This window comes from Lactonifactor longoviformis (assembly GCF_042848515.1).
In the GTDB taxonomy this organism is placed as follows: Bacteria; Bacillota; Clostridia; order Lachnospirales; family Lachnospiraceae; genus Lactonifactor; species Lactonifactor longoviformis.
In genome coordinates this window covers 3,648,392-3,675,361 of the sequence record NZ_AP031453.1, presented here as the reverse complement: position 1 = coordinate 3,675,361, position 26,970 = coordinate 3,648,392, and the positions used below count along the sequence as shown (strand labels likewise).

26 protein-coding genes are annotated in these 26,970 nt (G+C 50.9%); 20 read left to right on the top strand and 6 right to left on the bottom strand.

Annotation, left to right across the window (positions count from 1 at the left end; genetic code table 11):
* Nucleotides 1–40: 40 nt before the first annotated feature.
* The gene (gene dpaL, locus ACGHCT_RS16755) at nucleotides 41–1,249 is read right to left on the bottom strand and encodes a diaminopropionate ammonia-lyase (protein WP_390436969.1); all 1,209 of its coding nucleotides are present in this window, start codon (nucleotides 1,247–1,249) and stop codon (nucleotides 41–43) included.
* A 42-nt stretch (nucleotides 1,250–1,291) separates the two neighbouring features.
* Nucleotides 1,292–1,924 (bottom strand): transcriptional regulator, encoded by a 633-nt coding sequence (locus ACGHCT_RS16750; protein WP_072848606.1) that lies wholly within the window; start codon nucleotides 1,922–1,924, stop codon nucleotides 1,292–1,294.
* 208 nt (nucleotides 1,925–2,132) lie between these two features.
* On the opposite strand from ACGHCT_RS16750, the gene ACGHCT_RS16745 reads away from it, so the two are divergent.
* The 7 genes from ACGHCT_RS16745 to ACGHCT_RS16715 all read left to right on the top strand — a co-directional run bounded on the left by ACGHCT_RS16745 (nucleotide 2,133) and on the right by ACGHCT_RS16715 (nucleotide 9,740).
* Nucleotides 2,133–2,369 carry a DUF3343 domain-containing protein gene (locus ACGHCT_RS16745; protein WP_072848604.1) on the top strand — a complete coding sequence of 79 codons (237 nt, stop codon included), beginning with the start codon at nucleotides 2,133–2,135 and terminating at the stop codon, nucleotides 2,367–2,369.
* A gap of 26 nt (nucleotides 2,370–2,395) precedes the next feature.
* Complete coding sequence (xdh, locus tag ACGHCT_RS16740; protein ID WP_390436968.1) at nucleotides 2,396–4,957, top strand: selenium-dependent xanthine dehydrogenase; 2,562 nt, start codon at nucleotides 2,396–2,398, stop codon at nucleotides 4,955–4,957.
* Between the two features lie 62 nt (nucleotides 4,958–5,019).
* The gene (gene hydA, locus ACGHCT_RS16735; RefSeq protein WP_072848601.1) at nucleotides 5,020–6,399 is read left to right on the top strand and encodes a dihydropyrimidinase; all 1,380 of its coding nucleotides are present in this window, start codon (nucleotides 5,020–5,022) and stop codon (nucleotides 6,397–6,399) included.
* A 15-nt stretch (nucleotides 6,400–6,414) separates the two neighbouring features.
* Nucleotides 6,415–7,029, top strand: a complete 615-nt coding sequence (yedF, locus tag ACGHCT_RS16730) for a sulfurtransferase-like selenium metabolism protein YedF (protein WP_072848599.1) — start codon at nucleotides 6,415–6,417, stop codon at nucleotides 7,027–7,029.
* Between the two features lie 12 nt (nucleotides 7,030–7,041).
* The gene (gene yqeB, locus ACGHCT_RS16725) at nucleotides 7,042–7,899 is read left to right on the top strand and encodes a selenium-dependent molybdenum cofactor biosynthesis protein YqeB (RefSeq protein ID WP_390436967.1); all 858 of its coding nucleotides are present in this window, start codon (nucleotides 7,042–7,044) and stop codon (nucleotides 7,897–7,899) included.
* The gene (yqeC, locus tag ACGHCT_RS16720) at nucleotides 7,896–8,615 is read left to right on the top strand and encodes a selenium cofactor biosynthesis protein YqeC (RefSeq protein WP_390436966.1); all 720 of its coding nucleotides are present in this window, start codon (nucleotides 7,896–7,898) and stop codon (nucleotides 8,613–8,615) included. Before yqeB ends, yqeC begins: the two co-directional genes overlap by 4 nt.
* Before the next feature lie 93 nt (nucleotides 8,616–8,708).
* Complete coding sequence (locus ACGHCT_RS16715; protein WP_390436965.1) at nucleotides 8,709–9,740, top strand: DUF3089 domain-containing protein; 1,032 nt, start codon at nucleotides 8,709–8,711, stop codon at nucleotides 9,738–9,740.
* 382 nt (nucleotides 9,741–10,122) lie between these two features.
* Here the strand turns inward: ACGHCT_RS16715 and ACGHCT_RS16710 are convergent, their stop codons facing one another.
* Nucleotides 10,123–11,055 carry a helix-turn-helix transcriptional regulator gene (locus ACGHCT_RS16710; RefSeq protein WP_390436964.1) on the bottom strand — a complete coding sequence of 311 codons (933 nt, stop codon included), beginning with the start codon at nucleotides 11,053–11,055 and terminating at the stop codon, nucleotides 10,123–10,125.
* A 116-nt stretch (nucleotides 11,056–11,171) separates the two neighbouring features.
* Here ACGHCT_RS16710 and ACGHCT_RS16705 point away from each other — a divergent pair, with 116 nt between their 5' ends.
* The 3 genes from ACGHCT_RS16705 to ACGHCT_RS16695 all read left to right on the top strand — a co-directional run bounded on the left by ACGHCT_RS16705 (nucleotide 11,172) and on the right by ACGHCT_RS16695 (nucleotide 13,730).
* Nucleotides 11,172–11,807 carry a DJ-1/PfpI family protein gene (locus tag ACGHCT_RS16705; protein ID WP_390436963.1) on the top strand — a complete coding sequence of 212 codons (636 nt, stop codon included), beginning with the start codon at nucleotides 11,172–11,174 and terminating at the stop codon, nucleotides 11,805–11,807.
* Nucleotides 11,808–12,286: 479 nt separating this feature from the next.
* The gene (locus ACGHCT_RS16700) at nucleotides 12,287–12,895 is read left to right on the top strand and encodes an NTP transferase domain-containing protein (RefSeq protein ID WP_390436962.1); all 609 of its coding nucleotides are present in this window, start codon (nucleotides 12,287–12,289) and stop codon (nucleotides 12,893–12,895) included.
* Nucleotides 12,852–13,730, top strand: a complete 879-nt coding sequence (locus ACGHCT_RS16695; RefSeq protein ID WP_390436961.1) for a prepilin-type N-terminal cleavage/methylation domain-containing protein — start codon at nucleotides 12,852–12,854, stop codon at nucleotides 13,728–13,730. The genes ACGHCT_RS16700 and ACGHCT_RS16695 overlap by 44 nt, the downstream gene beginning before the upstream one ends.
* A gap of 82 nt (nucleotides 13,731–13,812) precedes the next feature.
* Here the strand turns inward: ACGHCT_RS16695 and ACGHCT_RS16690 are convergent, their stop codons facing one another.
* From ACGHCT_RS16690 to ACGHCT_RS16680, 3 genes are read right to left on the bottom strand one after another with little or no spacing between them, the layout of a single operon-like run.
* Nucleotides 13,813–15,057: a hypothetical protein gene (locus ACGHCT_RS16690; protein ID WP_072848567.1), complete on the bottom strand. Its 1,245-nt coding sequence runs from the start codon at nucleotides 15,055–15,057 to the stop codon at nucleotides 13,813–13,815.
* Between the two features lie 3 nt (nucleotides 15,058–15,060).
* Complete coding sequence (locus ACGHCT_RS16685) at nucleotides 15,061–15,993, bottom strand: alpha/beta hydrolase (protein ID WP_390436960.1); 933 nt, start codon at nucleotides 15,991–15,993, stop codon at nucleotides 15,061–15,063.
* A 40-nt stretch (nucleotides 15,994–16,033) separates the two neighbouring features.
* Nucleotides 16,034–16,888, bottom strand: coding sequence for a helix-turn-helix domain-containing protein (locus ACGHCT_RS16680; protein ID WP_072848565.1), 855 nt, complete (start codon nucleotides 16,886–16,888; stop codon nucleotides 16,034–16,036).
* A 131-nt stretch (nucleotides 16,889–17,019) separates the two neighbouring features.
* Here ACGHCT_RS16680 and ACGHCT_RS16675 point away from each other — a divergent pair, with 131 nt between their 5' ends.
* The 10 genes from ACGHCT_RS16675 to ACGHCT_RS16630 all read left to right on the top strand — a co-directional run bounded on the left by ACGHCT_RS16675 (nucleotide 17,020) and on the right by ACGHCT_RS16630 (nucleotide 26,944).
* Nucleotides 17,020–17,235, top strand: coding sequence for a 4Fe-4S dicluster domain-containing protein (locus tag ACGHCT_RS16675; protein ID WP_072848564.1), 216 nt, complete (start codon nucleotides 17,020–17,022; stop codon nucleotides 17,233–17,235).
* A 17-nt stretch (nucleotides 17,236–17,252) separates the two neighbouring features.
* Nucleotides 17,253–18,320: a 3-methyl-2-oxobutanoate dehydrogenase subunit VorB gene (vorB, locus tag ACGHCT_RS16670; protein WP_072848563.1), complete on the top strand. Its 1,068-nt coding sequence runs from the start codon at nucleotides 17,253–17,255 to the stop codon at nucleotides 18,318–18,320.
* Nucleotides 18,321–19,046, top strand: coding sequence for a thiamine pyrophosphate-dependent enzyme (locus tag ACGHCT_RS16665; protein WP_390436959.1), 726 nt, complete (start codon nucleotides 18,321–18,323; stop codon nucleotides 19,044–19,046).
* A gap of 14 nt (nucleotides 19,047–19,060) precedes the next feature.
* On the top strand, nucleotides 19,061–19,600 hold the full coding sequence (locus tag ACGHCT_RS16660) for a 2-oxoacid:acceptor oxidoreductase family protein (protein WP_072848561.1): 540 nt from the start codon (nucleotides 19,061–19,063) through the stop codon (nucleotides 19,598–19,600).
* 15 nt (nucleotides 19,601–19,615) lie between these two features.
* Nucleotides 19,616–21,727, top strand: coding sequence for an acetate--CoA ligase family protein (locus tag ACGHCT_RS16655; RefSeq protein WP_390436958.1), 2,112 nt, complete (start codon nucleotides 19,616–19,618; stop codon nucleotides 21,725–21,727).
* Nucleotides 21,728–21,769: 42 nt separating this feature from the next.
* Nucleotides 21,770–23,050, top strand: a complete 1,281-nt coding sequence (locus ACGHCT_RS16650; RefSeq protein ID WP_390436957.1) for an MFS transporter — start codon at nucleotides 21,770–21,772, stop codon at nucleotides 23,048–23,050.
* A gap of 26 nt (nucleotides 23,051–23,076) precedes the next feature.
* Entirely contained in the window at nucleotides 23,077–24,252 is a 1,176-nt protein-coding gene (locus ACGHCT_RS16645) for a Glu/Leu/Phe/Val dehydrogenase (protein WP_072848558.1), read from the top strand.
* Nucleotides 24,253–24,333: 81 nt separating this feature from the next.
* Nucleotides 24,334–25,569: a YfcC family protein gene (locus ACGHCT_RS16640; protein WP_390436956.1), complete on the top strand. Its 1,236-nt coding sequence runs from the start codon at nucleotides 24,334–24,336 to the stop codon at nucleotides 25,567–25,569.
* Nucleotides 25,529–25,642: a hypothetical protein gene (locus ACGHCT_RS16635; protein WP_390436955.1), complete on the top strand. Its 114-nt coding sequence runs from the start codon at nucleotides 25,529–25,531 to the stop codon at nucleotides 25,640–25,642. Before ACGHCT_RS16640 ends, ACGHCT_RS16635 begins: the two co-directional genes overlap by 41 nt.
* 138 nt (nucleotides 25,643–25,780) lie before the next feature.
* The gene (locus tag ACGHCT_RS16630) at nucleotides 25,781–26,944 is read left to right on the top strand and encodes a M20 family metallopeptidase (RefSeq protein WP_390436954.1); all 1,164 of its coding nucleotides are present in this window, start codon (nucleotides 25,781–25,783) and stop codon (nucleotides 26,942–26,944) included.
* Nucleotides 26,945–26,970 lie beyond the last annotated feature (26 nt).

The following is a 26,970-nucleotide window of genomic DNA, read 5'->3' as shown; positions in this document are numbered from 1 at the left end:
TCTATATATTTGCTTGTTTTCTGGTTTGCGTGGTCACTGTCTATTCGTACTGCTTTCCGCCCCATACAATTTCTTTGTAGCGGTCCGGGTCGGTGTCGCCCTCTGTGGAGAACATGAGAACCCTGGAGTTCTCATCCAGTGCAAGGAATTCTCTCAGCGCTCTGTATTCCTCCATCTGCATGACAGAAGCGATGACTCCCATTCCCACAGCGCCGGATTCCCCGGAGACTACCTGGGGATCTCCTTTGAAGGGGGCAGCCAGCATACGCATGCCTTTGGCTGATACCCAGTCAGGGCAGGAGAGGAATGCTGTCACGTGATTTTTCAGAATATCCCAGGAGATGGCATTGGGTTCCCCGCAGGCAAGACCGGCCATAATGGTCTGCATATCCCCGTCTACAAACCGGACGCTGCCGTCTTTGGCAATAGCTCCCTTGTAGAGACAGTCAGCCACAGAAGCCTCCATAACAATAACCTTCGGGGGATTCTTTGGATACCTGTTGGCAAAATAGCCCTGCACAGCCCCTGCCAGGGAGCCCACGCCGGCCTGTATGAATACGTGAGTGGGACGTTCACACCCATATTCATGAAGCTGTTCGTCCGCCTCCATAGCCATAGTCCCGTAACCCTGCATAATCCATGAGGGGATTTCTTCGTAGCCGTCCCAGGCGGTATCCTGAACCATAACGCCGTTGGGGGTTTTTTCGGCCAGGGCATTGGCCATACGGACACATTCGTCGTAGTTAACTTCTTCTATGGTAGCCTGGGCATTCTCTTTCCGAATGTTTTCCAGACGGGTTTTGGTGGAACCTTTCGGCATCAGTACAACGGATTTCTGGCCTAGTTTATTGGCTGCCCATGCAACCCCCCGGCCGTGATTGCCGTCTGTGGCTGTGAAAAAGGTTGCCTGGCCGAACTCTTTTCTCAGTTCCTCAGAAGTGAGAACATTGTAGGGCAGGGCAGAGACATCTCTTCCTGTCTGTTTTGCTATGTAACGGGCCATGGCGAAGGAACCGCCCAGCACTTTGAAGGCGTTCAGCCCGAAACGGTAGGACTCATCCTTTACGTACAGCTCTTTGATTCCGAGATAGTCTGCCATGTGCTGCAGGCGGGCAAGGGGTGTCTGGGAATACTGGGGAAAGCTCTCGTGAAAGGTCCTTGCCTTCACTACGTTTTCCAGAGACATGACAGACAGCTGCGCGTCATCTGTCTTCGGCATCTCGTTGGGTGTCCATTTCATTTGTTCCATTGTAAAAATCCCTCCTAAAATATTTTTGCTGCATCGGTTATGCTACTTGTTTACATCGGTATAACTATATAAAGTATATTTGGAAATTCCAAAATAATTAGCAACCTTATCCCCGGATTTGGTAATCAAAAATGCACCGGAGTCGTTCAGAAACTGAATGGCCTTTACTTTATCTTCCTTTGTCATAAGAGCCACCGGTTTGCCCACAAGGGCCACGGATTCTTCGATGAGCTGATCCAGCAGATCGTTGACATTTCTGGTGATCTCTGTGGTCTTGGCCTCCGTATCCTTTCCCTGGGTGTCTGTAAAGGAGTGGATGGCGGTTTCTACCATCATCAGCTTTGTAATATCATAGTTAATAGAGAAAATATAGTGGATGACCTCATGTTCATCCCGGATATAGAAGGTGGAGGATTTTAAGATCCTGCCGTCGGATGTCTTGGTGAGATAGCCGGCACGGTCTTCCAGTGAGTCGGGATCCTGTTTGAGCGCTTTTAATACTACATTGGAAGGGCCGTCGCCCAGCTTGCGGTTGGTGATATGTCCGTTTTCCAGGTATACAATCGAGTGCTCCAGATCCTGGGTTTTTAAGTCATGAATTACAATTTCACAGTCTGAGCCGAACTGCTGGGCCAGCCCATGTGCAATTTGTTTTAGTAAGGTCAGTCGTCCCATAATAAACTCCTTTCTCTGTGCTGCCAGACGTTGTTTATAAGTCCATCATAACACACTTTTTTCAAATTACAAGAGTTTTTTACAAAAAAATTTAGGTAATCTAAAACTTTTTTGATTTTCTTTCCCGGAAGTATTGCTATTTAAATAATCAGGTGGTATATTTAAGGCATCATAAGCAAGAAATAAAACCAAAGAAGAGGGTAATTACATGCGGGAGAGAGTCTTAAAACTAGTGATAACGTTTCATACAACAGCACATGCTATGGCTATGGAGCAGGGATGCAGGGAGCGGAACCTTCCGGGAAGGCTGATTCCGGTGCCCAGGGCAATCTCGGCGGGCTGCGGTATCTCCTGGTGTGCAGACATCAGTGACAGACAGGCGTTGGAAGGATTTCTGAAGGACAGCCAGATTGAGGCAGAAGGGGTTTACGAAACATTAGTATAGGCAGTAAGGTATTGGGAGGTTGAGGAATGTTTACATTTAAAGTGAATGGAAAAGAATGTCAGAGCAGCCGGGACGGAAGACTGATTGACTATCTGAGGGATGAACTGAGACTGACGGCGGTGAAAGAGGGGTGCAGTGAGGGAACCTGCGGAACCTGTACCGTAATTGTAGACGGAAAAAAAGGAAAGGCATGTATTCTGAAGCTTTCAAAGCTGGAGGGAAAGAGCATTACTACCGTGGAGGGAATCCCGGAGGAGGAGATGAAGGTATATATCCACTGCTTTGCGGAAGCGGGCGCCGTTCAGTGCGGCTTTTGTATTCCGGGGATGATCATTTCTGCCAAAGTACTTCTGGATGCCAATCTGTATCCTACCAGGGAGGAAGTAAAAAAGGCCATACACGGGAACATCTGCAGGTGCACCGGCTACCAGAAGATTGAGGATGCCATCCTTATGGCGGCAGAATATTTCAGGGAAAAACGCATGATACCGGAAGGGCCAAAGCATCTGGGACTCACCCAGCGGTTTCAGCGGGTGGATGTGGAGGAAAAGGTCAGAGGGACCGGGGAATTTGTTGACGATATTATCCTGCCGGATATGGCTTATGCAAAGGCGCTTCGTAGTCCCTATCCCAGAGCCAGGATTCACCGGATAGATATCACCCGCGCCCTGGCCCACGAGGACTGTGTGGCTGTGTATACCGCCAAGGATGTACCCAACAATATCTGCGGCCATATTGTCCAGGACTGGGACGTTTTGATTCCCGAGGGAGGAATTACCAGGTATATCGGAGATGCCATTGCGCTGGCAGTTGTGAATCATAAGGAGAATCTGGAGGAAGTACTTTCTCTGATCCAGGTGGATGCAGAAGAGCTGCCTCCGGTAACGAATCCCATAGATGCCTTAAAGGAGGACGCCCCGAAGGTACATGAGGGCGGCAACCTTCTGACAAAGAAGGTGTGCAAAAGAGGAGACGCAGAGGGTGCCATTGCCAGCTCAAAATATGTGGTAACCCGGCATTACAGCGTACCTTTTACGGATCATGCATTTATGGAACCGGAGTGTGCCATTGCATTTCCTGAGGGTGAGGACGGTGTGCACCTATACACGGCAGGACAGTCTGTGTATGATGAACAGCATGAGATTTCAAGCATTCTGCAGCTTCCTGCGGAAAAGGTGGTTGTGGAGAGCAAGCTGGTCGGGGGCGGCTTCGGGGGTAAAGAAGATATGAGTGTCCAGCACCATGCGGCTCTTGCGGCGTGGCTTTCCAAGCGTCCGGTAAAGGTGAAGTTTTCCAGAAAGGAAAGTCTTCTGGTGCATGTAAAACGCCATGCGATGGAGATGGACTTTACCACAGCCTGCGATGAGAACGGATATCTCACAGGGATGAAGGCAGTGCTTTATTCCGACACCGGCGCATATGCTTCCTTAGGCGGACCTGTACTGGAACGGGCGTGTACACACGCGGCCGGGCCTTATAATTATCAGAATGTGGACATTGTGGGATACGGGGTTTATACCAACAATATTCCGGCTGGGGCATACCGGGGCTTCGGGGTGACCCAGAGCTGCTTTGCCACAGAATGCAATCTGAATCTGCTGGCGGAGATGGCTGGCATTACTCCCTGGGAGATCCGCTACAGAAATGCCATCCGGCCCGGGCAGACGCTCCCCAACGGGCAGATTGCCACAAAGGACTGTGCCCTGGCCCAGACCCTGGAGGCAGTAAAAGAGGTATATGATTCCCATCCGTATGCGGGGATAGCTTCCTGTATGAAGAACAGCGGGGTAGGCGTGGGAATCCCTGATATCGGAAGATGCCGGCTTACTGTGGAGAACGGCAAAGTTCATATACTTACCTCCGCCGCCTGTATGGGACAGGGCGTGGGGACTGTGACCATCCACATTGTGTGTGAGATGACCGGACTTTCCCCCGCGCTTCTGGTTCACGAGAGACCTAACACAGAGAGAACCCCTGATTCCGGAACAAGCACCGCGTCCCGCCAGACCTTGTTTACAGGGGAAGCCACAAGAAGGGCATCCATACTCCTTGGGGAGGCGCTGGAGGAGAAAGGCTCTCTGCAAGCGCTGGAAGGAACCAGCTATTACGGGGAATACCTGGGGGAGACAGACCCTATGGGCTCTCCCAAGCCCAATCCGGTCAGCCATATTGCCTATGGATATGCCACCCAGGTGGTAATCCTGGATGAGGCAGGAAAGGTAACGGAGGTAGTTGCCGCCCACGATGTGGGAACAGTGGTAAATGTACAGTCCTGCGAGGGACAGGTGGAGGGAGGCGTTGTGATGGGACTGGGATATGCCCTCACAGAAGATTTCCCGATGGCGGAGGGAAGGCCCACACTGAATTATGGAAAACTGGGACTTTTCAGAGCCAGTCAGACACCGCCGGTTCAGGCTATCCTGATTACTTCCGAGGAAGTGCTGGAGGAAGCCTGCGGAGCTAAGGGTGTAGGAGAAATCTCTTCCGTTCCCACAGCTCCCGCCTGTGCCCATGCCTATTACCGTTATGACGGAATCGAGCGAACAAGGCTCCCGTTGGAGAATACATTCTACAGGAAAGCTAAATAATTACAGAAAACCATTCACCGGGTTTCGGATGTATGGATGAAGATGGAAATGGAGGAATGAGGATGAAGCAATTACTAAAGCACGGCACAGTAGTGTCAGGGGTAGGCTGCTGTAAAAAGGACATTTTAATCGAAGACGGAATCATCAGGGAAGTATCTCCAAAGATAAGCGACGGAGAAGCCCAGGTAGTGGATGCCAAAGGAAAGCTCATCTTCCCGGGATTTATTGATGCTCATACCCACATGGATCTGCCGGTGGCCGGAACGGTTACCGCAGATGACTTTTACTCAGGAACCCGTGCGGCTATTGCAGGGGGGACTACCTGTATTGTAGACTTCGCCACACAGTATAAGGGGGAGACGCTGGAAGAGGCATTGGAAAACTGGAACAAAAAGGCGGAGGGAAGGTGTTCCTGCGACTATGGGTTCCATATGGCCATCTCCGATCTGGAAGGGGCCGGGGAGACTCAGGTTCAGGCTATGCTGGACGCTGGGGTGAGCACATTCAAGCTCTATATGACGTACCCGGATATGCTTCTGAGAGACGGGGAACTCTACCGTATCTTAAAGCAGCTGAAAAAACAGGGGGGAATCGCCGGGGTTCACTGTGAAAATGCTGAGGTGATCGATGCCCTGACTGCCGAGGCAAAAGCAGCCGGGCATCTGGGACCGGATACCCACCCCAGAGTGCGTCCTGCAGGCCTGGAGGCAGAGGCGGTAAACCGCCTGCTTGCCATCGCCAAGGAGGCAGATGCCCCGGTCATTGTAGTTCATCTGACCTGCTGGGAGGCATTTGCCAAGATTCAGAGGGCCCGGGCGAGGGGGCAGATTGTATTTGCAGAGACCTGTCCTCAGTACCTGCTTCTGGATGAGAGCTGCTATAAAAAGAATGGATTTGAGGCTGCCAAATATGTGTGTTCGCCGCCGCTGAGGAAAAAGGTAGATCAGGAATGCCTGTGGGAAGCTTTAAAAACAGGGGATATCCAGACTGTTTCCACAGACCACTGCAGCTTCACTCTGGCACAGAAAGAGATGGGAAAAGAAGATTTTACCAAGATCCCCAACGGTATGCCTGGTGTGGAGACCAGGGGGGTGCTGCTCTATACCTACGGGGTAGAGGAGGGGAGAATGACTTTAGAGGAAATGTGCCGGGTACTCTCCGAAAACCCGGCTAAGCTCTATGGCATGTATCCCAGAAAGGGCTGTCTGGAGCCTGGAAGCGATGCCGACCTTGTGATTCTGGATCCGCATAAGCCAGGGGTCATCGAGGCAAAGACGCAGGAATATAATATGGATTATGCACCCTTTGAGGGCTGGAACCTGAAAGGCACTATTGACAAAGTTTATCTGCGTGGTAATCTGGTAGTAGATCAGGGAAAGGTGGTCTCAGAAAAGCAGGGACAGTATATTTCCCGGGGAAAATATCAGACAGATTTCAACTAAAGGAGAACCGCAGACATGGAAAAAACAATCGATGCCAGAGGACAGCAGTGTCCGAAACCAGTGATCATGACAAAAAAAGCAATGGACGAAGCCGCACCCGGAACGGTGCTGCTTGTACAGGTAGATAATGAGATTGCAGTGAGCAATCTGCAGAAGCTGGCCGTATCCCAGAATGCAGAGTATGCATCCGTTCAGAAGGGTGAGAAACTGTATGAGGTCCGTATCACAGTCACCGGGGAGGGAAGAGAGCATCCTGCCTCTCAGCCTGCATATGAAAATTGCTGCCGGCCGGAGGAAAACACGGTAGTGGTCATAAGTTCAGATAAGATGGGGGAGGGAGATGAGGCACTGGGCAGAACACTGATGAAGGGATTTATCTATGCCCTTACCCAGCTGCCCGTTCCGCCCAAAACGGTGCTTCTGTACAACGGCGGGGCTAAGCTTTCCTGTGAGGGATCGGATTCGGCGGAAGACCTCCGGGCACTGGAGCAGGCCGGCACTGCTGTTTTGACCTGCGGTACCTGCCTGAACCATTACGGGCTGGGAGAGAAGCTGGCTGCCGGTACGGTTACGAATATGTATGTGATTGCAGAGACACAGGCCGAGGCAGCCAAAATCATTAGACCATAAGGAGAACGGAAGATGAAACCAGTAATTGTCAGAGGGGGAGGGGATCTTGCGACCGGGACGATCCACCGTCTGTGCAGAAGCGGATATCCGGTCATTATCCTGGAGACCGGACAGCCGTCTGCCATCCGCAGGAAGGTTTCCTTCTGCGAAGCTGTCTATGAGGGAAGGATGACCGTCGAAGGCATTACCTGCCGTCTGGCAAAGGATTGGAGAGAGGCACAGAGAACGGTGTCCCCCCGTTCCCCCGTACTTCTGGTGGATCCCCTGGGTGATATCCTGAGGGAATATCACCCGGACGTTTTAATCGATGCCATTTTGGCAAAACGGAATATGGGCACCAGGCGGGATATGGGGAATCTTACCATTGCCCTGGGACCGGGATTCACAGCAGGTGAGGATGCCCATTACGTCATCGAGACTATGCGGGGGCATGATCTTGGCCGGATTATTTCCAGGGGAAGTGCTGTACCCAATACCGGGATTCCTGGAATCATCGCGGGTTACGGAAAAGAACGGGTGATTCATGCCGGGGGGACGGGAAGGTTTTCCCCTCTGGCCGGGATTGGTGAATGGGTGGAAAAGGATCGTCTCATAGGTAAAATCCAGAATAATGCAGGGGATTCCAAGACCTGGATTCCGGTGAGAGCCAGCATTTCAGGGGTGGTAAGAGGCATGATACGGGAAGGATTCCCGGTGACGGAGGGCTTTAAGATTGCCGATATAGACCCGAGAGAGGATGCCGTACAGTACTGTGATACGATTTCCGACAAGGCAAGGTGTATTGCCGGAAGTGTGCTGGAGCTTGTGTGTGCCTGGGAAAAGGGGGACGCAGGCAGGTATGGCCGGTTTTGCGAAGGAGAGAAAAAGTGAATGACTGGGAAGAGCTGACGAGTGAAAAAGAGATTATAACAGTGATAGGTGCAGGTGGGAAATCTACCTGCATCCGTTATTTAGCGGAGAAATATAAAAGTGCGGGAAAACGTGTGCTGGTGACTACAACCACCCATATGAGAATGCCCCAGACAGGCGCCTGCCTGGGAGGAACGGCAGAGGAGATTCTGCAGACACTGGAAGACACAGGATATGCGGCTGCGGGAATCCCGGTGAAAGAGGGCGGTGCAGATAAAATAAAAGGGCTTCCCGGGGATGTCCTCGCCCGGGGAATAGACGCGGCAGATGTTACCCTCATAGAGGGGGACGGCTCCCGGGGACTGCCTGTAAAGGTACCGGCCTCGCACGAGCCGGTGATTGTACCTCAGACTACGAGAATACTTTTGGTCGCCGGACTTTCCTGCCTGGGAGAGGAGCTGGGGAAGGTATGCCACCGCAGAGAACTGGCGGGCCGGATATTGAATTGCAGACCGGATCACAGGCTCTCCCCGGAAGACCTGGCTGTGCTGCTCAGGGAGGGATATCTATTCCCTCTGAGAGAGCGCGGGAAGGGGATCCCTGTCACGGTAGTTCTGAACCAGGGAGATACCAGGGAGCGGCGGGAAAAGGCCGAAAGGTGCAGGCAGTTTATAAAAGATGCGCCGGTGGTGATTACTTCTCTGTCAAAGGGCAAAACTTATGATAGTGTATTTTAATATACAGCCGGAGCTGTATATCCGCCCGCAGAGTATGCACCAAGGAGCGCTGCCCGGGTATAATAGAAAGAATACCATGAGAGGAGTACTGTCATGAGAAAAAAACTGCTGTGCATCATTTTTCTGTTCCTTCTGGCTCTGGGCGGCTGCGGGGCACAGGACGGCAATTCCCATGTTCCTGTTGCAGGAGAGGAGATCATTCCCTCCAATTATGCAAAAGAGAAAAACTGGATGCTGCTGGAGGAGAAGGGGCAGAAGCCTGCGGATGTCTTTTATCTCTATCCCACCAGCTGGGCAAGAAAGGATAAAAAGGATTATCCTGTCAGTACCATACAGGCAAAGAATATGAGAAAGCGGGCCAGGAGTGTGGCGGCTTCCCAGGCCAGGGCTTTCGATATGGCCGGAAACCTGTATGCACCCTATTACCGCCAGGTTGAGGCGGCGTTTATCCTGGACAGAGATCAGGAGGAGCAGATGGCATACTACGGAGGCGTGCCAAAAACGGACGTGATAGCTGCGTTTGATTACTACATTAAACACTACAATCAGGGCAGGCCCTTTCTTTTAGTGGGCCATTCCCAGGGCGCAGTGATGGTCAAGGAGATACTGTTTGACTATATGGATAAGAATCCTGAGGTATATAAGCGGATGGTGGCTGCCTATGTGATCGGATTCTCTGTCACGGAGCAGGAGCTTGAGGAGCATCCCTACCTGAAATTTGCCGAGGGGCCGGAGGATACCGGGGTGATTATTTCCTACAATACAGAGGCTCCGGGGATGACAGAAAAAAATCCTACCGTTCTGCCGGGTGCCGTCTGTATCAACCCTATCTCCTGGACCAGAGACGAGACCCCGGCTTCTGCTTCTGAGAATGCCGGCTCCCTCATCAAAGCAGAGGGGCGGGAACAGAAGCTGGAGGGATTTGCAGATGCAAGGATCGACAAAGAGCGGGGGACGGTGATCTGCTCAACCGTGGATCCGGCAGTGTATCACAGCTCTGACGTGGAACACTTTCCCCTGGGGATATTTCACAGGTTCGACTTCCGGTTTTATTATTACAATCTGAAAGAGAATGCACAGGTGAGGGTGGAAAGGTTTTTGGAAGAGTGGGACGGGGGACGGTGAGCGAACTCCCGCGGCGGTAGGCTGTCTGGTTCGGGCGGGAGGGGCCTGGGTTCCGGGGACACCTCCGTCGCGAAGAGAGTCTAAGACAAAATCGGAATCCCCGCCGGAGCACCGTTCGTATAGGCAGAGAATGCTTGATGTGCATTCTCTGCCTATTCTCACTTTTTTTCGGCCCGGACTGCCGAAAAAATCACCTGCGGGAATCCCGGTTTTGCCTAAGACTCCCTATTCACTCCTGCGGAATTGTCCGCGGAACACAGGCCCCTCCCGCCCGAACCAGACAGCCTACCGCCGCGGGAGTTCACTCACCTGGATATGGGGAAGTTCGTAGGAATCTCTAAAAAAGGGTTAAATAATGGAGGTCACGTTCTCTTTATGCTCCCTACTGATCGTATATAGCGGCTATATCATGTATTCTACGCTTCATTTCTGTGCGGATATCCCGTGGCTCCAGACACTCGCACTTATTCCCGAAACTGAGAAGCATATCGTAGTAGTATTCATTTTCAATGAACGGAAAGTTTACAATGTAATGCTCATCACCATCTGGCATAAAGTGATCATAGGTACAAAATTCAAGTACCCTGTCCAGCACAGATTTATGAATACGGATTTTGATTTCTGTTTGCAGTGTTTCCAAAATTTCAGTAAAATCCAAAATTGGTTTTTGATAATCCCGTGGAATAAAAGTATCCTGCTTCATTTGCAAGTCTGATATACGGGACAATCTGAATAAGCGATAATCATTTCTGGTATAGCAGTATCCTTGAAAATACCAATGGTTGCTTTTTAATACAAGCTGATACGGCTCAACTGTCCGTGTTGTTTTATTTCCCCAGCGATCTGCGTACTCAAAGGAAAGCAATTTGTTTTCCTGCAAAGCCGTTTTGACAATTCCTAGATATGGTTGTGTATTACTGTTGCCCATCCACGGTCTTAAATCTATATATATTTGGTTTGCTTTTAGTTCAATATCCTTTGCCCTGTCAGCAGGGATAAAACTCTTAACTTTCGTCAAGGCGTGCACCAGCTCGTCGCCCCGGATCATAGTGGAAATACTAGTGAGTCCCATCAAGAGTGCGGAAAGGTCATCTGCCGAAAAAACCTTTTTATCAACCTTGTATTCCGGCATGATTTCAAATCCGCCGCCTACTCCTGAAATTGAACGTACAGGAATACCCGCCATGCTAATTGCATCTATGTCACGATATATTGTGCGGAGTGAGATTTCAAACATATCGGCTAACTCCTGCGCGCCTACCCGCTTTTTTTCAAGAAGTATCATAATAATGCTAACAAGCCTGTCTACTTTCATTTGACAGCCGCCTTTCAAATTTCTTTTATTGTGGCAGATTGCTGACATAATGCTGTCAACAATCTTATGGTACAATAACCAGGCAATCAAATCAACTATGAAGATGGAGGTTATTTATGTTTACAATCTATGTTTATGCTATCGAAACTTTAGCTGATTGGGAGCTTGGGTATGTTACTGCGGAACTAAATTCCGGACGCTTTTTCAAAAAGGATGCGCCTTGTATATCTATCAAAACGGTGGGAATCTCAAAAGAACACGTCAAAACAATGGGCGGTCTGAACATCGTTCCCGATTGTATCATTGACGACATTGAGGTGAAAGAAAAAAGCGTGCTGCTGTTACCAGGTGCAAGTACGTGGGACGATCCAAAGCATGGCACTATTATCGAAAAAGCAGGAGAACTTCTTTCGGCAGGAGCTACGGTATGCGCTATCTGTGGGGCTACTGCTGCGCTGGCAAATGCCGGTCTGTTGGATAAACGTCCGCATACTAGTAATGGGGCAGGATTCCTGGATATGGTTTCTCCCGGTTATAGCGGACAGCGTTTCTATGTAGATAAGCCTTCCGTTACAGATCACAACCTGATTACCGCAAGTTCTGTCGGAGCTTTGATGTGGGCAAAACAAATCATTGAACATTTAGATGTTTTTCACCATAACACGCTGGAAGCGTGGTATGCATATTTCAGTACTGGAGAGGCTCAACATTTCTTCACTCTTATGCAAACACTGCCGTCTGCCAATAAATAATGTATCTTTTACAGACTTGACATAAAGTTTGAGCACATATCTTGTATAGCTTTCGACCTTTCCCACCCGTTTTCCGTGAATGTGAAGTGAGTCACTACCAGGTCAAAGGAGGCGGTCATGGGGCCAGAGGCAGGCCAGGGGTTCCGGTGTATCTGCGCAGACTGAGGAGTGCGTCCGAAGATCCACTGCCAGCGGTCACTTAGGAGCGAAGGCTCTCCTGAGCTTCTTAGTGAACGGCTAGGCGGTTAGCTAAAGAGAAACGCAGCAGCAAGCAGATACACCGGAACCCCTGGCCTGCCTCTGGCCCCATGACCGCCTCCTTTGACCGTCTGTCTGCAATCCTCCACCTGCCGACGAGCTTCACATACACAAAATTATAATTTTTACGTGACTTTTCCCAAAATGTTATATATGATAGAGATACTAAGTTCATTTCCGGACAGTTAGTAAAGAGGTGACGGCCGGTGGGAGGAACAGAAATGAAAATCCATATGATTCTGCTGATGGCTGGTTTCAGCAAGAGATTTGGTGAAAATAAACTGCTTTACAAGATAGACGGAAAACCTATGTACCGATATATGGCAGAGGTTCTCTCAGCAGTGGCGGGGGAGCAGGCGGGGACGGTTACTCTGACTGCGGTGACACAGCACGAGGCTGTGCGAAGCGGGCTGAAAGAAATGGGGATACCTGTGCTCTGGAATCCCCACAGTGAGCGGGGGATTTCCTCTTCCCTTCAGATTGGCCTGGATGCTTTGCAAAGAAAGGGGACGGATGGGGAGACAGTCTATTATGCATTTTTCGTGGGGGATCAGCCCTATCTTCAAAAGAAGAGTGTGGAGGATTTCTTTCAGGCATTTTCCTGCCAGGACAAGAGGATTGGGTGCATGTCCGCAGACGGGAGGCCGGGGAATCCTGTGATATTCCATGAAATGTATGCAGTTGAGCTGATGAACCTCTCCGGTGATGTGGGAGGGAAACAGGTTATGAGAAGGCATCCCCGGGATATTTTCTATTACCCCATTGCCGATCCCCGGGAGCTGGAGGATGTGGATCAAAAAGAGAAGTCTGGCGATGAGAAGATGGATTAAGCTGTCAGGAGACACAGAGATGAAGGAACACAGAAGAGAACAGAAGAAAAAAGGGTTTACTTTAGTAGAAGTTATTGTTGTGCTTGTGATTATAGGAATCCTCATGGCTATTTTAATTCCGGCGCTCACCGGATACATAAGCAAAGCGAAGACGAGAAGCTGTGAGGTGCGCCGGAGCAGCATGCAGCGGTATTTTAAGGCTGCCTATGCGGGGGAGGATGCCCTGAGAGACTGCACAGATATTGTAGAGCTGAAGCAGGCGGCGGGGCAGGATATTCTGGGGTATATGGTGGAGCACGGGTACTGTGAGGAGGAAGACACAGAATGTCCGGTGTATCATCAGAAATACGATGTAGACTTTTTTGTAGAAGCAGATGGAAAGATGAATATAGACTTTATCTGTCCCTGCAATGAGACCTCCTTAGGCGGATATCTGGCGCTTGCCAAGAATTTTTATGATGGAAAACTGGCAGATGGAAGCAAATATAACGATAGGAAGGACCTGATCGAGGATCTTTACAATAAACGGGGATCTCTGCTGAAAGTGTCCTCTCAGTTTACCAAAGGCACTGCCTACGAGGGCGGAAAAGAGATGTACTGGAGGCCCTATTATCTGAACGACGGCACTATGGTCATGTATGCCACCAACGAGAATTCCGCTACCCACGCCCAGTGGAGGGGAGCTCTTATGTATGTAGACGGAAAGGTATATGAGCTGCCCGAGGGGGTAAAGGAGAAACCGTACGGCAAGTCTATCTCCTGGCTTAGCACTGTGGGGTCTTATGAGGAGGCAGACAAGATGCTGCAGGAGAAGGGGTATCAGTTAGTAAAGTAAATATGTGGTATAGCAGTTACTGCGAAAGCGGGGCCCGGCATTGGGAACAAGATTCAGACAATGCCGGGCCCCGTTTTCTGATTTACGTTTCGTGAAGCGCGGAAATATCGAATCCCTCTGCTCTGAGAAACGACAGAATATCCTCCTGGACGCTTACGTCTTCCAGCTTTGACGTGATGCTGAAATAGAAGGTATCCCGGTAGGAGCAGGCACACATTTGGAGCTTATCTGTGCTTGAGATTACTCCGAAACGGCGGATGTACGGCTCATAGGGTTTGGGCATTCTGACGGCGCTCATATTAGAAAATACAGCGGATACATTACCGCTTCCCAGGCCGGTTCCAAGCCGGATAAAGAAGTTTTTTATTCCCAGGGGGATGTATTGCAGCAGCAGGTTTTTTTCAATTCGCACATAATGGTTCATGCGGAAGGCCACCTGCTCCAGGAGCAGCTCCTCGGAAAAGCGTTTCTTTACATGCAGCAGTATATCCTCAAAGGAATCCTTTTTATGGAATCTATACTCAATTTCCATCCAGCCGAAAAAATTTGTCATGGATTTCGAGGGATAATAATTTCTCAGGTTAACCGGAATCATGACCACAACCGGCTTTTTCTTCTGGACTTCCGTCATTTTCCGGGAGAGTGCCTGAAGCAGTACCGCGGTCAGATACACCGTGATAGAAACCTGGCAGGCACGGCTTTGCTGCAGAAGCTGTTTGACAGAGACCGTATATTCCATAATTTTCATATCAGCCTGCGCTACCTTCCGCCCCTTCATCTGATAGGCACGGCTGCTTTTTCTGATTTGAACGGCGGTGCGGACAGGGGAATAGTAGCGTGAGAAGCTGTCCTCCTCCTGTTCTTCCTGTGTCCCTGCGCCCGCAGTCTCCTCCCCTTCGATCCCGTGCAGGAGCCGCAGATAAGCTTTCACAAGATCTGCCAAAAAGCAAAACGCCCCGGTGCCGTCTGTCAAAGCGTGAAACACCTCCAGATGAATACTGTCCAGGTTGTAGGTAACCTGATAGAGAAGATTATCCCGGCCGGGCGAATACATGGCGCTGCAGGGCACTCCCTTCTCCTTCTTAATCACAGGACGGATACTGCTTGGCTCAAAATAATACCAGAAGTATCCTCTTTTTAATCTGCATTGGAACAGAGGATACTTCAAAATTACTTGCTCTAACGCTTTTTGCAGGACCCGGGGCTGAACGGGCTCGTTCAGGCTGCAGTACACCCGGAACACCCTGCTGTCCTTCTTCCCGGCTGCTGCGGGAAATGCAAGTGCCGCATTGTCAAGTTTTCTTCGTATTCTCTTGGGGGGATACATTCGCTACGCCTCCTTTAAAAACTGATTGATAATCTCTAAGCTTTCCTGCACATACAGATATTTTATGCCAAGAGCAAAATATCCATGCAGGGCATGTTCGATTCTTTTGACCGTAACCTCATTTCCGGCTTCCTTCAGTTTTCGCCCGAACTCTTCCCCCTCATCTCTGAGGGGATCGTATTGAGCGGTAAGAATCAGGGTGCGGGGAAGATCTTCCAGATGCTCTGAGAGAAGGGGGGCAAAATAGGGGCTGTTCCGATCCTCTGCTCTGCTCTGGTACAGATTCATATATTCCTCCATCTTAACCGCAGTGAGGAGATAATCCCGGCCGTTCTCCCGTACGGAGGGGAAGGGGGAGGTCTCAGTATAGTCGTTCCACAATGCGGGATAGATTAAAATCTGCTGTCGGGGCCAAAAAGCGTTCCGGTCCCTGGCCAGAAGCGTAAGGGCGGCAGTCAGACTGCCGCCGGCGCTGTCTCCCATAAGCGTGATATTCTCCGGTCTTACCCCTTTTAGATATTGGCCGGAAAATAAGACCTCGGCAACTGCGTACCCGTCCATCAGGGCAGTGGGGAAACGGTGCTCCGGGGCCTTCCGGTATTCCACGGAGAGTACCAGCTGATTCGTGGACTGGGCCATGCGGGAACATATGCGGTCATAAGTTTCTACGCTTTCTGTGACCCACCCTCCCCCGTGGAAAAATAAAAGCACTTTTCCGCTGTACTGAAATACCAGCTCTTCCTCCAGCATTTTCTGGGTGGGGAAGTAAATCCGTACCGGAACCTCATGGGTTCCGTTCATAATATGTACGTCCAGCTTCCTGGCGAAGATACGCATAGGATCCAGCTTCTTGAGCTCGGCAAGCCGTCTCTCAGCCTGTACATCCAGAGGGCCGTAGGAAAGTGCCTTCAGTATTTTTTTCACTGCATAATTCATAAGTATTTTTCTCCATATCTTATCTGTGCGGAAAATAGTCTCAGTCGATGAATGGAATATCTCCCGGTATCTGGTCTTCCTGAAGCAGTACCTGGAAGGCTGTGAGCGGCCTGGTATATCCGATAAAATCCAGAAAAGCCTCCTTTTCCAGAATCAGAAGAGGTTTTATATGTCTCTTGCGGATAAACTGCAGCAGTGCCTCAGCCGCATCCTCGTAGGCTGAGTTGTTCTCAAAATCAGAATTCTGGTGGTTCAAACAGAGGTAGGTGCCGGCCGGAAGAACCCTGGAGGGCATGGGAGGGTCCTGAGCCACGGAATTAATATCCAGGAAAATCTCTGTCCGAACCAGTTCCTGGTAGGGGAACCCGCAGGAAAAAAGGGATCCGGACTGATAAGTGGTGACCTGATTTTCCCGGGCAATTTCCTGGTACAGCCCCTGAAAACGGCTGACAGCCTCGCTGGAGGATGGCGGACAGGTACAGGGGACGCTCAGGATCTTCCTCTCTTCCATGGGCCGGAGGTAAAAACCATCCAGATTCCGTATCTTTTCAATGGAAGAAATATGGGCCTGAAACATTCTAAGCTTCAGCACATCCCTCTGGAGAGAGACCAGCTTTTCCTCCATAGCGGTCTGCAGGGTTTCAAATGCCTCATTCCAGGCAGGGAGTTCTGAGTGCTCAAACAGAAACTTAATCTCTGCCACCGAGACATTAAGTCTGCGCAGATACAGTATCATCTCTACCTGAAACAGCTGTTCCGAGCTGTAGTACCGGTACCCGGTTTCAGGATCTACATAGGCGGGCTTCAGCAGCCCTACCCGGTCATAGAAGCGAAGGGCTTTGATGGTCACATGTTTAATTTTTGCTATTTCTCCGATTTTATAATATTTTTTCATAAATTTTAACTTCCTATTGACTCTCCCCTTAGGGGATATTGTAACATAAAATTACTAAATATTAAAGGTAAAAATGCATTTTTTTAGACAAGTAGCACAATTGCGCGCAAAAAGTAGAAAGGGAGAATAAAATGGAAAAAATTGTATTGCAACTGCAAAGATGTAAAGGCTGTTACAACTGCATACGTGCGTGTCCCAAAGGCGCAATCTCAAAATCGGGCACAAGCAACAAAAAAGGGTATGAAGTGATCCAGGTGGATCAGGAGAAATGCATTGCCTGTGCAACCTGCTATACCGTCTGTCCCGACTATGTATTTGAAGTATGTAAACCGGAAAAAGGAGCGTAAGGAGGAATATGCAAACTATGGAAAAAGGGTTAATGAAGGGAAATGAAGCCCTGGCAGAGGCTATGGTCCGTGCGGGCTGCCGTTTTTTCAGCGGCTATCCCATTACACCTCAGAATGAGATTCTGGAATATTTAAGCTGGCGGATGAAGGAAGCGGGAGGCGCTTTTGTACAGTCAGAATCAGAACTGGCAGCGATCAATATGGTTCTGGGCGCTGCCTCCGCGGGCGCCAGGGCGATGACCTCATCCTCCGGTCCCGGATTTTCACTGCTTCAGGAGGGCATCTCCTATCTTATCGCAGGGGATATCCCGGCAGTCATCGTAGACGTGGCCCGGTTCGGAAGCGGAATCGGAGAAATCAGCCAGGGACAGTGTGACTATAAGCTGGTCACCAGAGGCAACGGCCACGGAGACTCTCATCTTCTGGTGCTGGCACCGGCATCGGTACAGGAGAGCGTGGACCTGATGATGGAAGCCTTTCCTTTGGCAGAGAAATACAGGCATCCGGTGATTATCTTATCCGATGCCGCCATCGGGCAGATGGTAGAGCCAGTCAGCTTTCCGCCTATGGAGGAGGTTGACATCGACCGGGATGACTGGACGGTGAAAGGCTGCAAGGGCGATGACGAGTCTAAAAAAATAACGAATGTGTTCTATTATATGGATGACTATAATTCGTTTCTGCGGGACAAATACCAGAGAATGACGGAGAATGAACAGCGTTACGAGGCGATCCATGTGGAGGATGCCCAGCTGGTGCTGGTGGCATATGGAATCAGTGCCAGAGTCTGCAAGGAGGCGGTGCGAAAGGCCAGAAGCCAGGGAGTTCCCCTGGGACTGATACGGCCCATCTCCATCTATCCCTATCCGAAAAAAGCATTCGCAGAGCTCTCCGGGGAATGCAAAGCACTGATGACCGTGGAGATGAGCATTACCGGACAGATGGCGGAGGACGTGAAACTTGCTGTGGACTGCAGATATCCGGTATACACATACGGAACCGGAATCAAGGTTCCTAAGAGCGCGGATGTAGTGAAGTATGCCGTTGAAATATTAGAAGGCAAGATGGATAAGGAGGTATTTTAGATGGTTATTAAGGCACCGGAACGGATTACATATACAGACGGCCATTCCTTCTGTCCTGGCTGCGGCCACGGGATTGCTATCCGTCTGATCGGCGAAGCACTTCAGGAGCTTGCTTTAGAGGAACAGGTCATTATTTCCCTGGATGTGGCCTGCGGCGGAATGCCCATTGATGTGTGGCGCTACGATACCATAGAGGCAGCCCACGGAAGGCCGGTGGCAACTGCAGTGGGAGTAAAGATGGCAAGACCCTCCCAGCCGGTGATTGCCTATCTGGGGGACGGGGCGGCATATTCCATCGGTATCGCGGAAACCCTTCACTCAGCCAGAAGAAATGACAACATTACAGTCATTGTGCTGAACAACTGTGTCTTCGGCATGACCGGGGGCCAGATGTCCCCCACTTCTCTGCAGGGGCAGGTTACCAGCTCTTCCATCCATGGGAAAAGCATGGAAGAAGGAGGGGCCACCATGGATGTGGTCAGGATGCTGAAGGATATGGATATCTCGTATCTGGCAAGAGCAGCTCTCTGCGATGCGGGGAATATTAAGAAGGCCAGGAAATATATTAGTAAAGCATTGGAAAAGCAGATGAACGGGGAAGGATACAGCTTTATCGAGCTTCTCTCCCCCTGTCCCACCAACTGGAATATGGATCCCGGTGTGGCTGCTGCATATATCAAAGAAACGATTCTGCCGGTATTTCCGACAGGGGAATTTATAGGATAAGAAAGGAGGAGCATATGACTACAGAAATTATTTGTGCTGGTTTCGGCGGCCAGGGAGTGTTGACCACAGGGCTGATACTGGCTCAGGCGGCATACCAAAAGGGCTGCAGGCTGACCTGGTATCCCTCCTACGGCGCGGAGATGCGTGGGGGAACCGCTAACTGCAATGTGAAAATCAGCGATGAAGAAATCGGGAACCCATACTGCAGCGAGCTGGATCTTTTGATTGCAATGAATGAACCTTCCCTGGATCGGTTTGAAGATATGCTGAAGCCCGGAGGAGTCCTCTATTATAACTCCGATATGGTAGACCCCGGCCGCAGCTTCAGGGAGGATATCCAGGCCATTCCCGTGGCGGCCAACCAACTGGCTGCAGAGGCAGAGAATCCCAAGGGAGCAAACATCGCTGTCCTGGGGGCGCTGGCCAGAAGAGAGAAGCTCTTTACCAGGGAGGAACTGGAGGAGGCCATGTGCGGCTTCTTCGAGAAAAAGGGAAAAGGAAAGTACAATGAGAAAAATAAAGCGGCATATCGTGCCGGGTATGAGGCAGTATAGAGAGGGGGAAACTATGTGGACTTAAACCGGCTCCTGCGCCCGAAAAAAATAGCAATTGTCGGAGCGACAGAAAAAGAAACTATGGCAGGATTCGCCAGCAGAATGTTTATTGAACAGTGCGGCAAACGCCGTGAGGACCTGTATCTGGTCAGTCTGAAAAATGAAACAGTATTCGGGATCCCCTGTTACCATACCCTGAGTGAACTGCCGGGAACCATCGATCTGGCGGTGCTCTGCACCCCCAAACAGACAGTCGCCGGTCTTTTAGAGGAAGCGGCCCAAAAGGGGGCAAAAGGCGCTGTTGTATTTGCCAGCGGATATGGGGAAACCGGGAAAGAAGAAGACAAAAAGCTGGAAGAGGAGCTGATCGCCCAGTGCCGGAGACTGGATCTGGCCCTAATGGGCCCAAACTGTGCCGGATTTCTGAATTTTGTGGACCGGGTATTCGCTTTTGGATTCCTCTTTCATGCCAGGGAATCCGCCGGCAGGGTAGGTCTGGTATCCCAGAGCGGGCAGGTCTGTATGGCTTTGATGGAGAGCGAGAAGACCAGCTTCTCCTACGTTATCTCTGCGGGGAACTGTAAAATTGTAAATATTGAGGATTATCTGGAATTTTTGGTGGATGACGAAGATACCCGGGTGGTGGCAGCCTATGTTGAGGGGATTCAGAATCCGGAGAAATTCGCCGCAGTGCTGAAAAAAGCCGCAGAAAAGAAAAAACCTGTGGTGGTGCTGAAAGCCGGGCGGTCGGAAAAGGGCAGCAGAGCGGCAGCTTCCCACACTGGAAACCTCAGCGGTTCCGATAAAAATGTAGATGCATTTTTCCGGAAATTCGGCGTCATCCGGGTGGATGACCTGGAGGAACTGCTCTCTGTCTGTACCGCTATTGCAACTCTGCCGGTGCTTCCCAGAAGCAATAAGCTGGCCTTTGTCAATATTTCCGGAGGCGAAACTACCATCTCCGCGGACGCGGGATATCTTCACGGGCTGAAGCTGCCGGACTTTTCCCCGGAGACAGCAGAGAAACTGCGGGAAGTCCTCCCAGCCTTTGCCACAGCCCAGAATCCAATGGATCTCACCGGCGGCTCCAACGGGGATACCTTTGAACGGGTGGCTGATATTGTGCTGGAGGATCCGGGCATTGAGATGCTTATCACCTCCCTGCAGATCACTAAAAAAATTTCAGATATCACCATCTATGATTTCCTGAACGGTCTGATCCGGCACTGTGAGAAGGAACAGAAAAAGCCTGTGGCCGTGGTGCCGTTAATTGAGTCCAGCAGAGAGGAAGAGGTGCTGGAACGTCTGCGGGCCGTAGGGGTACCCATTCTCCCTCCGCCCCACTATGGATACCGGGTCATAAAAAAACTGCTGGATTACACAGACTATCTGGAGACCATGGAAAACCGGACGCTCTCTATTGTAACTAAAACAGAGGTCTGCGGGAAGGAACCGGTAAAAACTGCCCTGTCAGAGCATGAGTCAAAGCTGCTGTTTCAGAAATTCGGAATTCCCTGTCCCCCTGAGGAAATAGCAGAGACAGAGGAAGAGGCGGTGCAGGCTGCGGCTGTCATCGGCTATCCGGTGGTGCTGAAGATAGAATCCGGGGATATTCTCCATAAATCAGAAGCGGGAGGCGTGATAGTAGGGATTGCCTGCGAAGAAGAGGTGAGAAACGCATACCGCAAAATCCTGGAAAACGGGAGGAAGTATAATCCTCAGGCCTTGATCCACGGGGTTCTGGTTCAGAAAATGCTGGAACCGGGTCTGGAGGCCATTGTAGGGGTAACCTGTGACCCTCAGCTTGGACCAATGATTCTCACGGGCCTGGGAGGTATCTTTACCGAGGTATTCCAGGACGCCGCCCTCTATCCCGCCCCTCTGAATCAATGGGAGGCCAGGGAGATGATACTCTCGCTAAAGGGCAGCAAGCTGTTTCGCGGCTACAGAGGGAAACCGCCCCTTGACACAGAGGCTCTGGCCCGGGTGCTGGTACAGGTAAGCAATCTGGCCGCAGAATATAAAGATACCCTGGTGGAAATGGACATTAACCCTGTATTTGTATACCCCGAAAAAGAGGGGGTCAGTGCCGCCGACGGACTGGTGGTATTGAGAGGAAAACCATAACAAAAGCAACGGGAAGGCGCAGTGCGCGAAAGGAGGAATGGGATGGAACAGAAAAAAGGTCTTGGCGGATGGGTGATGGCAGCATTAATGATCGCAGGACTATGCTATGCCGCATCATACTCCCTGCCTTATATAAAAGGTGTATTTTATGGTCCCATGATGGAGGCCACAGGCGCTTCCAACACGCAGCTGGGGCTGATCATGTCCGTGTACGGATTCGGAAATATTGTGTTCAACCTCATCGGCGGATTTGTGACAGATAAACTGGATTACAAAAAATGTATCGTTGTGTCCCTATTGGGGACCACAATCTTGAGTGTCTGGCTGGCGCTGGCTCCGTCGGTAATTAATATGTATATTATCTGGGGGCTGTTCGGACTGACCACATTCTTTGTGTTTAACCCCGCAATATTTAAAATGCCTCGTATGATTGTTCCGGATGAGCTGGTAGGAGAATCCATCGGATTTTTTTCCTTTGCCCAGTCCATCAGCTATATGATCATTAATTTTGCCTCTCTGTATGTGTATAACCTGTCTGAGAACAAGGTCAGCCAGGCGACGGCATTTTCCAGGGTGGTGTGGACCTATGCGGCGTTTACCCTGGTTGCAGCTTTGGGCTGTATGTTGGTGTTCAAAAAAGTCAAGGATGTGAAAAAAGAGGGAGAAGAGGAAGATAAGTTCACCTTCAGCCAGCTGCTGCTGGTGATGAAGGAGCCGGGGCTCTGGATGATGATTATCTGCGGATTCTGCCTGTACTCCACCACTCTTACCGCATCGTATTTTGTTCCTTATTTTCATGATGTATTCGGAGTTGCCATTACCTTCGCAGGCGTGCTGGGTGTTCTGAATATGTATGGGGGCAGACTCTTCAGCCCTATTTTGGGCAAAATTGCAACGAAGACAAAGTATGTATCCCGGATGGTAGTGTTCGGGGCAGTCTTCCTGATTACCCTGTTTGTGCTGGTACTGCTTTTTGCGGCGTATGTGCCGGTGGGAGTTCTTGTGGCCGTATCCCTGGGAACAGGCGTGCTCTCTACGCTCTTTACCAACATCTGTCTGGCCATGACGCCGGAGGCTAATGTGGCCAGAAATGCAAGCGGGACGGCTATGGGGCTGTATGCAGCCATCGCCTACGCGCCGGACCTGTTCCAGCACACTTTGTTCGGACACTGGCTGGATAAGTACGGAAATACGGGATACGTGTATATGTTTATATTTACCCTGGTACTCCTGGCGGCAGGGGGAATCAGTGCCTTCCTGCTGTATAAGAAGAGCAGGAGAGAAAATGTGTTTGGTGATGCCCCTCAGAAAGCAGAGGCATAAGGAATCGATAAAAGGAGGATATAGATATGCTGAATAAACCATATATTGTAATTGAATGGAACGATACGGAAACGGATGCTGTGGGATGGCTGTGCTGTTTTAACTTTGTGAGCAACTACTGCAGCGGCGGTCTGCGGGTGCATGAGACGGTTACCAGAGAAGAAGTAATTAAGCTGGCCACGGGAATGGGATACAAATACGCCGCCTGTCACTCCAAAGTAGGGGGAGGCGCCAAGGCCGGGATTCGGTATGACAATACAAAACCGGATAAATTAGAGGTGGTAAAGCGCTTCCTTCTCGCCATTGCCCCTTATCTGGAAAACGGGGTATCCCTGGGCGGCGATCTGGGAATTGGATACGGACAGGTGATGGATCTGTACAAAGAGCTGGCCATCCCGGGCGTTCCTCATCTGGTTGCGAAGAAATATGAGAGCGATCCCAAGATCATTCAGGGACTGAAAGATAATGATACATTATTCGATATGCCGTACAGGGGATTTGTGATGTACGATGCCATCACCGGCTACGGGGCGGCCGCAGGGCTGGATGAGAGCTGGAAGCAGATGGGCGGAGAGCCCGGAGCCACTGTTATGATTCAGGGCTTCGGTGCGGTTGGTACCGGAGCAGCCCGCTGCCTCAGCGAGATGGGATACAAGGTTGTGGCCATCAGTGATGCCAAGTGCATGGTGTACTGTGAGAACGGCCTGGACGTGGATCTCCTGATAAATTCGGTAAAAGACAGAGGCTATCTGAACCAGGAAGCCTTCCTTCCGGAATATCAGGTGATGAAAAATACCCAGTGGGAAGAAATCGCCTGCGACATCTTTATGCCGGCGGCTCTGGACGGAGTCATCAACGAGAAGAACGCAGATAAGCTGCAGTTTAAGCTGATTGTGGAAGCTGCAAATATACCCACCACCCCGGAAGCAGACGTGATTCTGGAGAAGAGAAATATTCCTGTGGCACCTGACTTTATCGTAAATCTGGGAGCGACCAGACTCTGCGACGCAGTGCCCTTCGGGCTGATTCCCCTGGAGCCTCAGGCTCTTGTGGATGACTCTCAGAATATTATCCGGGAGCACATCAGCAATCTCTTCCGCATGAAGAAGGAGCAGGGCATTACCCTCCGGGAGGCAGCCAGGATCCGCTGCCAGCCGCTGCCCTCCGAGGCGCCGGATGTTGACTGGCAGGGAAAAAAATAAATAACAGTCAGGATCGCAGGGAGCCCCCTGCGGTCCTCCTTTGCTATCTCCACAATAAACCATGTAAAAGGCGGGCAGGTTATGAAGAAAAAAGAAAAAGTAAAAAGAAAGGGGATTCCGGTCCCAAATGTATATGTTTTAATGCTTTTTGTAGTGTTAATCTGCGGGATTCTTACGTATGTGATTCCTGCCGGCGAATACAGCCGGGTAACAGGAAGCGGAGGACAGGAGGTAGTCGATCCTGACAGCTTCCGTTATGGAGAACAGACGCCTGTAGGCGTTATGGGACTTTTGGAAACCGTTCCCCAGGGTCTTGTGGAATCTGCGGGAATGATTTTTCTTATCTTTATCTTGGGGGGAGCTTTTCAGGTGGTGCAGGAGACAGGGGCGATTCATACAGGAATTGCGATTCTGACACATAAGCTGGGAAAAAAGGAATTTGTGGTAATTCCTGTGATGATGTTTTTGTTTTCTATGGGAGGGGCGCTGTACGGAATGGCAGAGGAGACCCTGCCCTTTATACCCATCATGATCCTACTTGCAACCTCTGTGGGATATGACTCCCTGGTGGGTGCCGGGATTGTGCTGGCCGGATCCACAGCAGGGTTTGCTGCGGCATTTTTGAATCCCTTTACCGTGGGGATCGCCCAGGGGATCGCGGGGGTTCCCCTGCTTTCCGGCATGGGGCTGCGGGTGGCCCTCTATATCTGTATGGTTTCCCTGGCTATCGGCTATGTGCTGCGGTATGCCCTGAAGGTAAAAAAGTCTCCGGAGATCAGCGCCGTGCGGGAGATTGACCTGGGCAGGACGGATCGCCTGAACCTGGAGGAGACCCCGAAGCTTACCGCCGGACAGATTCTGGTGCTTTTAACCTTTGTGGGGACCATTGGAGTGCTCATATACGGAGTGTTTCGTTACGGATGGTATCTGCAGGAAATCACTGCCCTCTTTTTCGGCATGTCCGTGCTTGCCGCTGTATTTACGGGAATGTCTCCCAACAGATACGGCGAAAATCTGGTGAAAGGAATGACGGGGATCGCCGGGGGAGCCCTTGCCGTTGGATTTGCCAGATCCATTCTGGTTGTTTTGCAGCAGGGAGGCATACTGGATACCATATTGTTCGGGATAGCAAAAGGGGTTGCCTGGCTTCCGGCGCAGATTTCTGCCATGGGTATGTATCTCTTCCAGTGTCTGCTGAACTATGTGATTCCCTCCGGGAGCGCCCAGGCGGCTGTATCCATGCCTATTATGGCCCCTCTGTCCGATTTGGTGGGGGGTGACCCGGCAGACGGCAGTCCTGGCATTTCAGCTGGGTGACGGGATTTCCAATATCTTCACTCCCACATCGGGCCTGTTAATGGCCGGACTGGCTCTGGGAAAGATTCCCTGAAATAAATGGGCCAGATGGATCGGTCCCCTGATTCTTCTGGAGTATCTTCTGGGCGCTGTCTTCATCATCATTGCCCAGGCCATTCATTACGGACCGTTTTAGGAGGCCGGCGCAAAAGGAAAGAATAAGGAGCAGAATATGAAAGAAAGAATTATTCAGGAAATAAAAAAACACCGGGAAGAGATTTTCCAGATTGCCAGGGAGCTGTATGAGCACCCGGAAATAAGCGAGCAGGAATATTTTGCAGAAAAACTCCTGACGGAGCATCTGGAAAAGCACGGTTTCCGGACAGAGCACGGGACCTGCGGAATCCCCACCGCGTTTACTGCTGTCTGTAAGGGGGGAAGGCCGGGCCCCAGAATTGCCTTCCTGTGCGAATACGACGCATTGGAGGGGATTGGCCACGGCTGCGGGCACAATCTAATCTCTGCCATGTCCTTTGGGGCTGCCCTGGGGCTGAAGGCTGTGCTTGAGGAGACAGGGGGAGAGATTGTTGTCTTGGGGACGCCTGCAGAGGAAACCAACGGCGCCAAGGTGGCAATGGCCAGAGACGGTATTTTTAAGGATATCCTGGCAGCGCTCATGCTCCATCCGGACGGCGTGTCCAAGGAAAGCGGGAGCTCTCTGGCACTGGATGCCCTGCGTTTTCGCTTCCGCGGAAAGACGGCACACGCCTCCGCGGCCCCGGAAAAGGGGGTCAATGCCCTGGATGCCGTGCTCCTCATGTTTAACGGAATCAACGCCCTCCGCCAGCATGTGACAGACGATGTGCGGATGCATGGGATTATCGCTGAGGGGGGACTGCGCCCGAATATTGTGCCTGATTATGCAGAGGCCAGATTTAATTTCCGGGCCGCCAAGAGAGAGAATCTGAATGAGGTGGTGGAAAAGGCAAAGGAATGTGCCAGGGGAGCGGCCAGGATGACAGGGGCATCCGTGGAGATCGACTACTATGAACTGTCCAATGACGATATGGTGACCAATCCGGTGCTGGGAAGACTCATGGCTAAGAATTTCAGGTATATGGGGGAAACAGAGGTACAGCCCGCCCGCCGGGAGATGGGATCCATGGATATGGGAAATGTAAGCCATGTGGCTCCGGCCGCCCATGGCTTTATCGGTCTGGGAGACCCCGATCTGGTGCTTCACACAAAAGAGGCAGCGAAGTGTACAGTCTCTGAGAATGGAAAGAAGGCTGCAGAGAGGGGGGCATGCATTCTGGCTCTTACCGGGTATGATGTATTGGTATCTGCAGAGGTACAGGAAGAGATTCGCAAAACATTTACCGGAGGGGGAAGGTAAAAGATCCAGAACTTTACATGCCGATT

Coding starts and splice junctions, on each gene's coding strand:
- ACGHCT_RS16715 (WP_390436965.1), top strand. CDS start 8,709: ATGAGAAAAAAACTGCTGTGCATCATTTTTCTGTTCCTTCTGGCTCTG.
- ACGHCT_RS16705 (WP_390436963.1), top strand. CDS start 11,172: ATGTTTACAATCTATGTTTATGCTATCGAAACTTTAGCTGATTGGGAG.
- ACGHCT_RS16640 (WP_390436956.1), top strand. CDS start 24,334: ATGAAGAAAAAAGAAAAAGTAAAAAGAAAGGGGATTCCGGTCCCAAAT.
- yedF (WP_072848599.1), top strand. CDS start 6,415: ATGGAAAAAACAATCGATGCCAGAGGACAGCAGTGTCCGAAACCAGTG.
- ACGHCT_RS16700 (WP_390436962.1), top strand. CDS start 12,287: ATGAAAATCCATATGATTCTGCTGATGGCTGGTTTCAGCAAGAGATTT.
- ACGHCT_RS16665 (WP_390436959.1), top strand. CDS start 18,321: ATGGTTATTAAGGCACCGGAACGGATTACATATACAGACGGCCATTCC.
- ACGHCT_RS16745 (WP_072848604.1), top strand. CDS start 2,133: ATGCGGGAGAGAGTCTTAAAACTAGTGATAACGTTTCATACAACAGCA.
- vorB (WP_072848563.1), top strand. CDS start 17,253: ATGGAAAAAGGGTTAATGAAGGGAAATGAAGCCCTGGCAGAGGCTATG.
- ACGHCT_RS16680 (WP_072848565.1), bottom strand. CDS start 16,888: ATGAAAAAATATTATAAAATCGGAGAAATAGCAAAAATTAAACATGTG.
- ACGHCT_RS16650 (WP_390436957.1), top strand. CDS start 21,770: ATGGAACAGAAAAAAGGTCTTGGCGGATGGGTGATGGCAGCATTAATG.
- ACGHCT_RS16710 (WP_390436964.1), bottom strand. CDS start 11,055: ATGAAAGTAGACAGGCTTGTTAGCATTATTATGATACTTCTTGAAAAA.
- yqeB (WP_390436967.1), top strand. CDS start 7,042: ATGAAACCAGTAATTGTCAGAGGGGGAGGGGATCTTGCGACCGGGACG.
- ACGHCT_RS16690 (WP_072848567.1), bottom strand. CDS start 15,057: ATGTATCCCCCCAAGAGAATACGAAGAAAACTTGACAATGCGGCACTT.
- ACGHCT_RS16675 (WP_072848564.1), top strand. CDS start 17,020: ATGGAAAAAATTGTATTGCAACTGCAAAGATGTAAAGGCTGTTACAAC.
- ACGHCT_RS16645 (WP_072848558.1), top strand. CDS start 23,077: ATGCTGAATAAACCATATATTGTAATTGAATGGAACGATACGGAAACG.
- dpaL (WP_390436969.1), bottom strand. CDS start 1,249: ATGGAACAAATGAAATGGACACCCAACGAGATGCCGAAGACAGATGAC.
- xdh (WP_390436968.1), top strand. CDS start 2,396: ATGTTTACATTTAAAGTGAATGGAAAAGAATGTCAGAGCAGCCGGGAC.
- ACGHCT_RS16750 (WP_072848606.1), bottom strand. CDS start 1,924: ATGGGACGACTGACCTTACTAAAACAAATTGCACATGGGCTGGCCCAG.
- hydA (WP_072848601.1), top strand. CDS start 5,020: ATGAAGCAATTACTAAAGCACGGCACAGTAGTGTCAGGGGTAGGCTGC.
- ACGHCT_RS16685 (WP_390436960.1), bottom strand. CDS start 15,993: ATGAATTATGCAGTGAAAAAAATACTGAAGGCACTTTCCTACGGCCCT.
- ACGHCT_RS16695 (WP_390436961.1), top strand. CDS start 12,852: ATGTGGATCAAAAAGAGAAGTCTGGCGATGAGAAGATGGATTAAGCTG.
- ACGHCT_RS16630 (WP_390436954.1), top strand. CDS start 25,781: ATGAAAGAAAGAATTATTCAGGAAATAAAAAAACACCGGGAAGAGATT.
- ACGHCT_RS16660 (WP_072848561.1), top strand. CDS start 19,061: ATGACTACAGAAATTATTTGTGCTGGTTTCGGCGGCCAGGGAGTGTTG.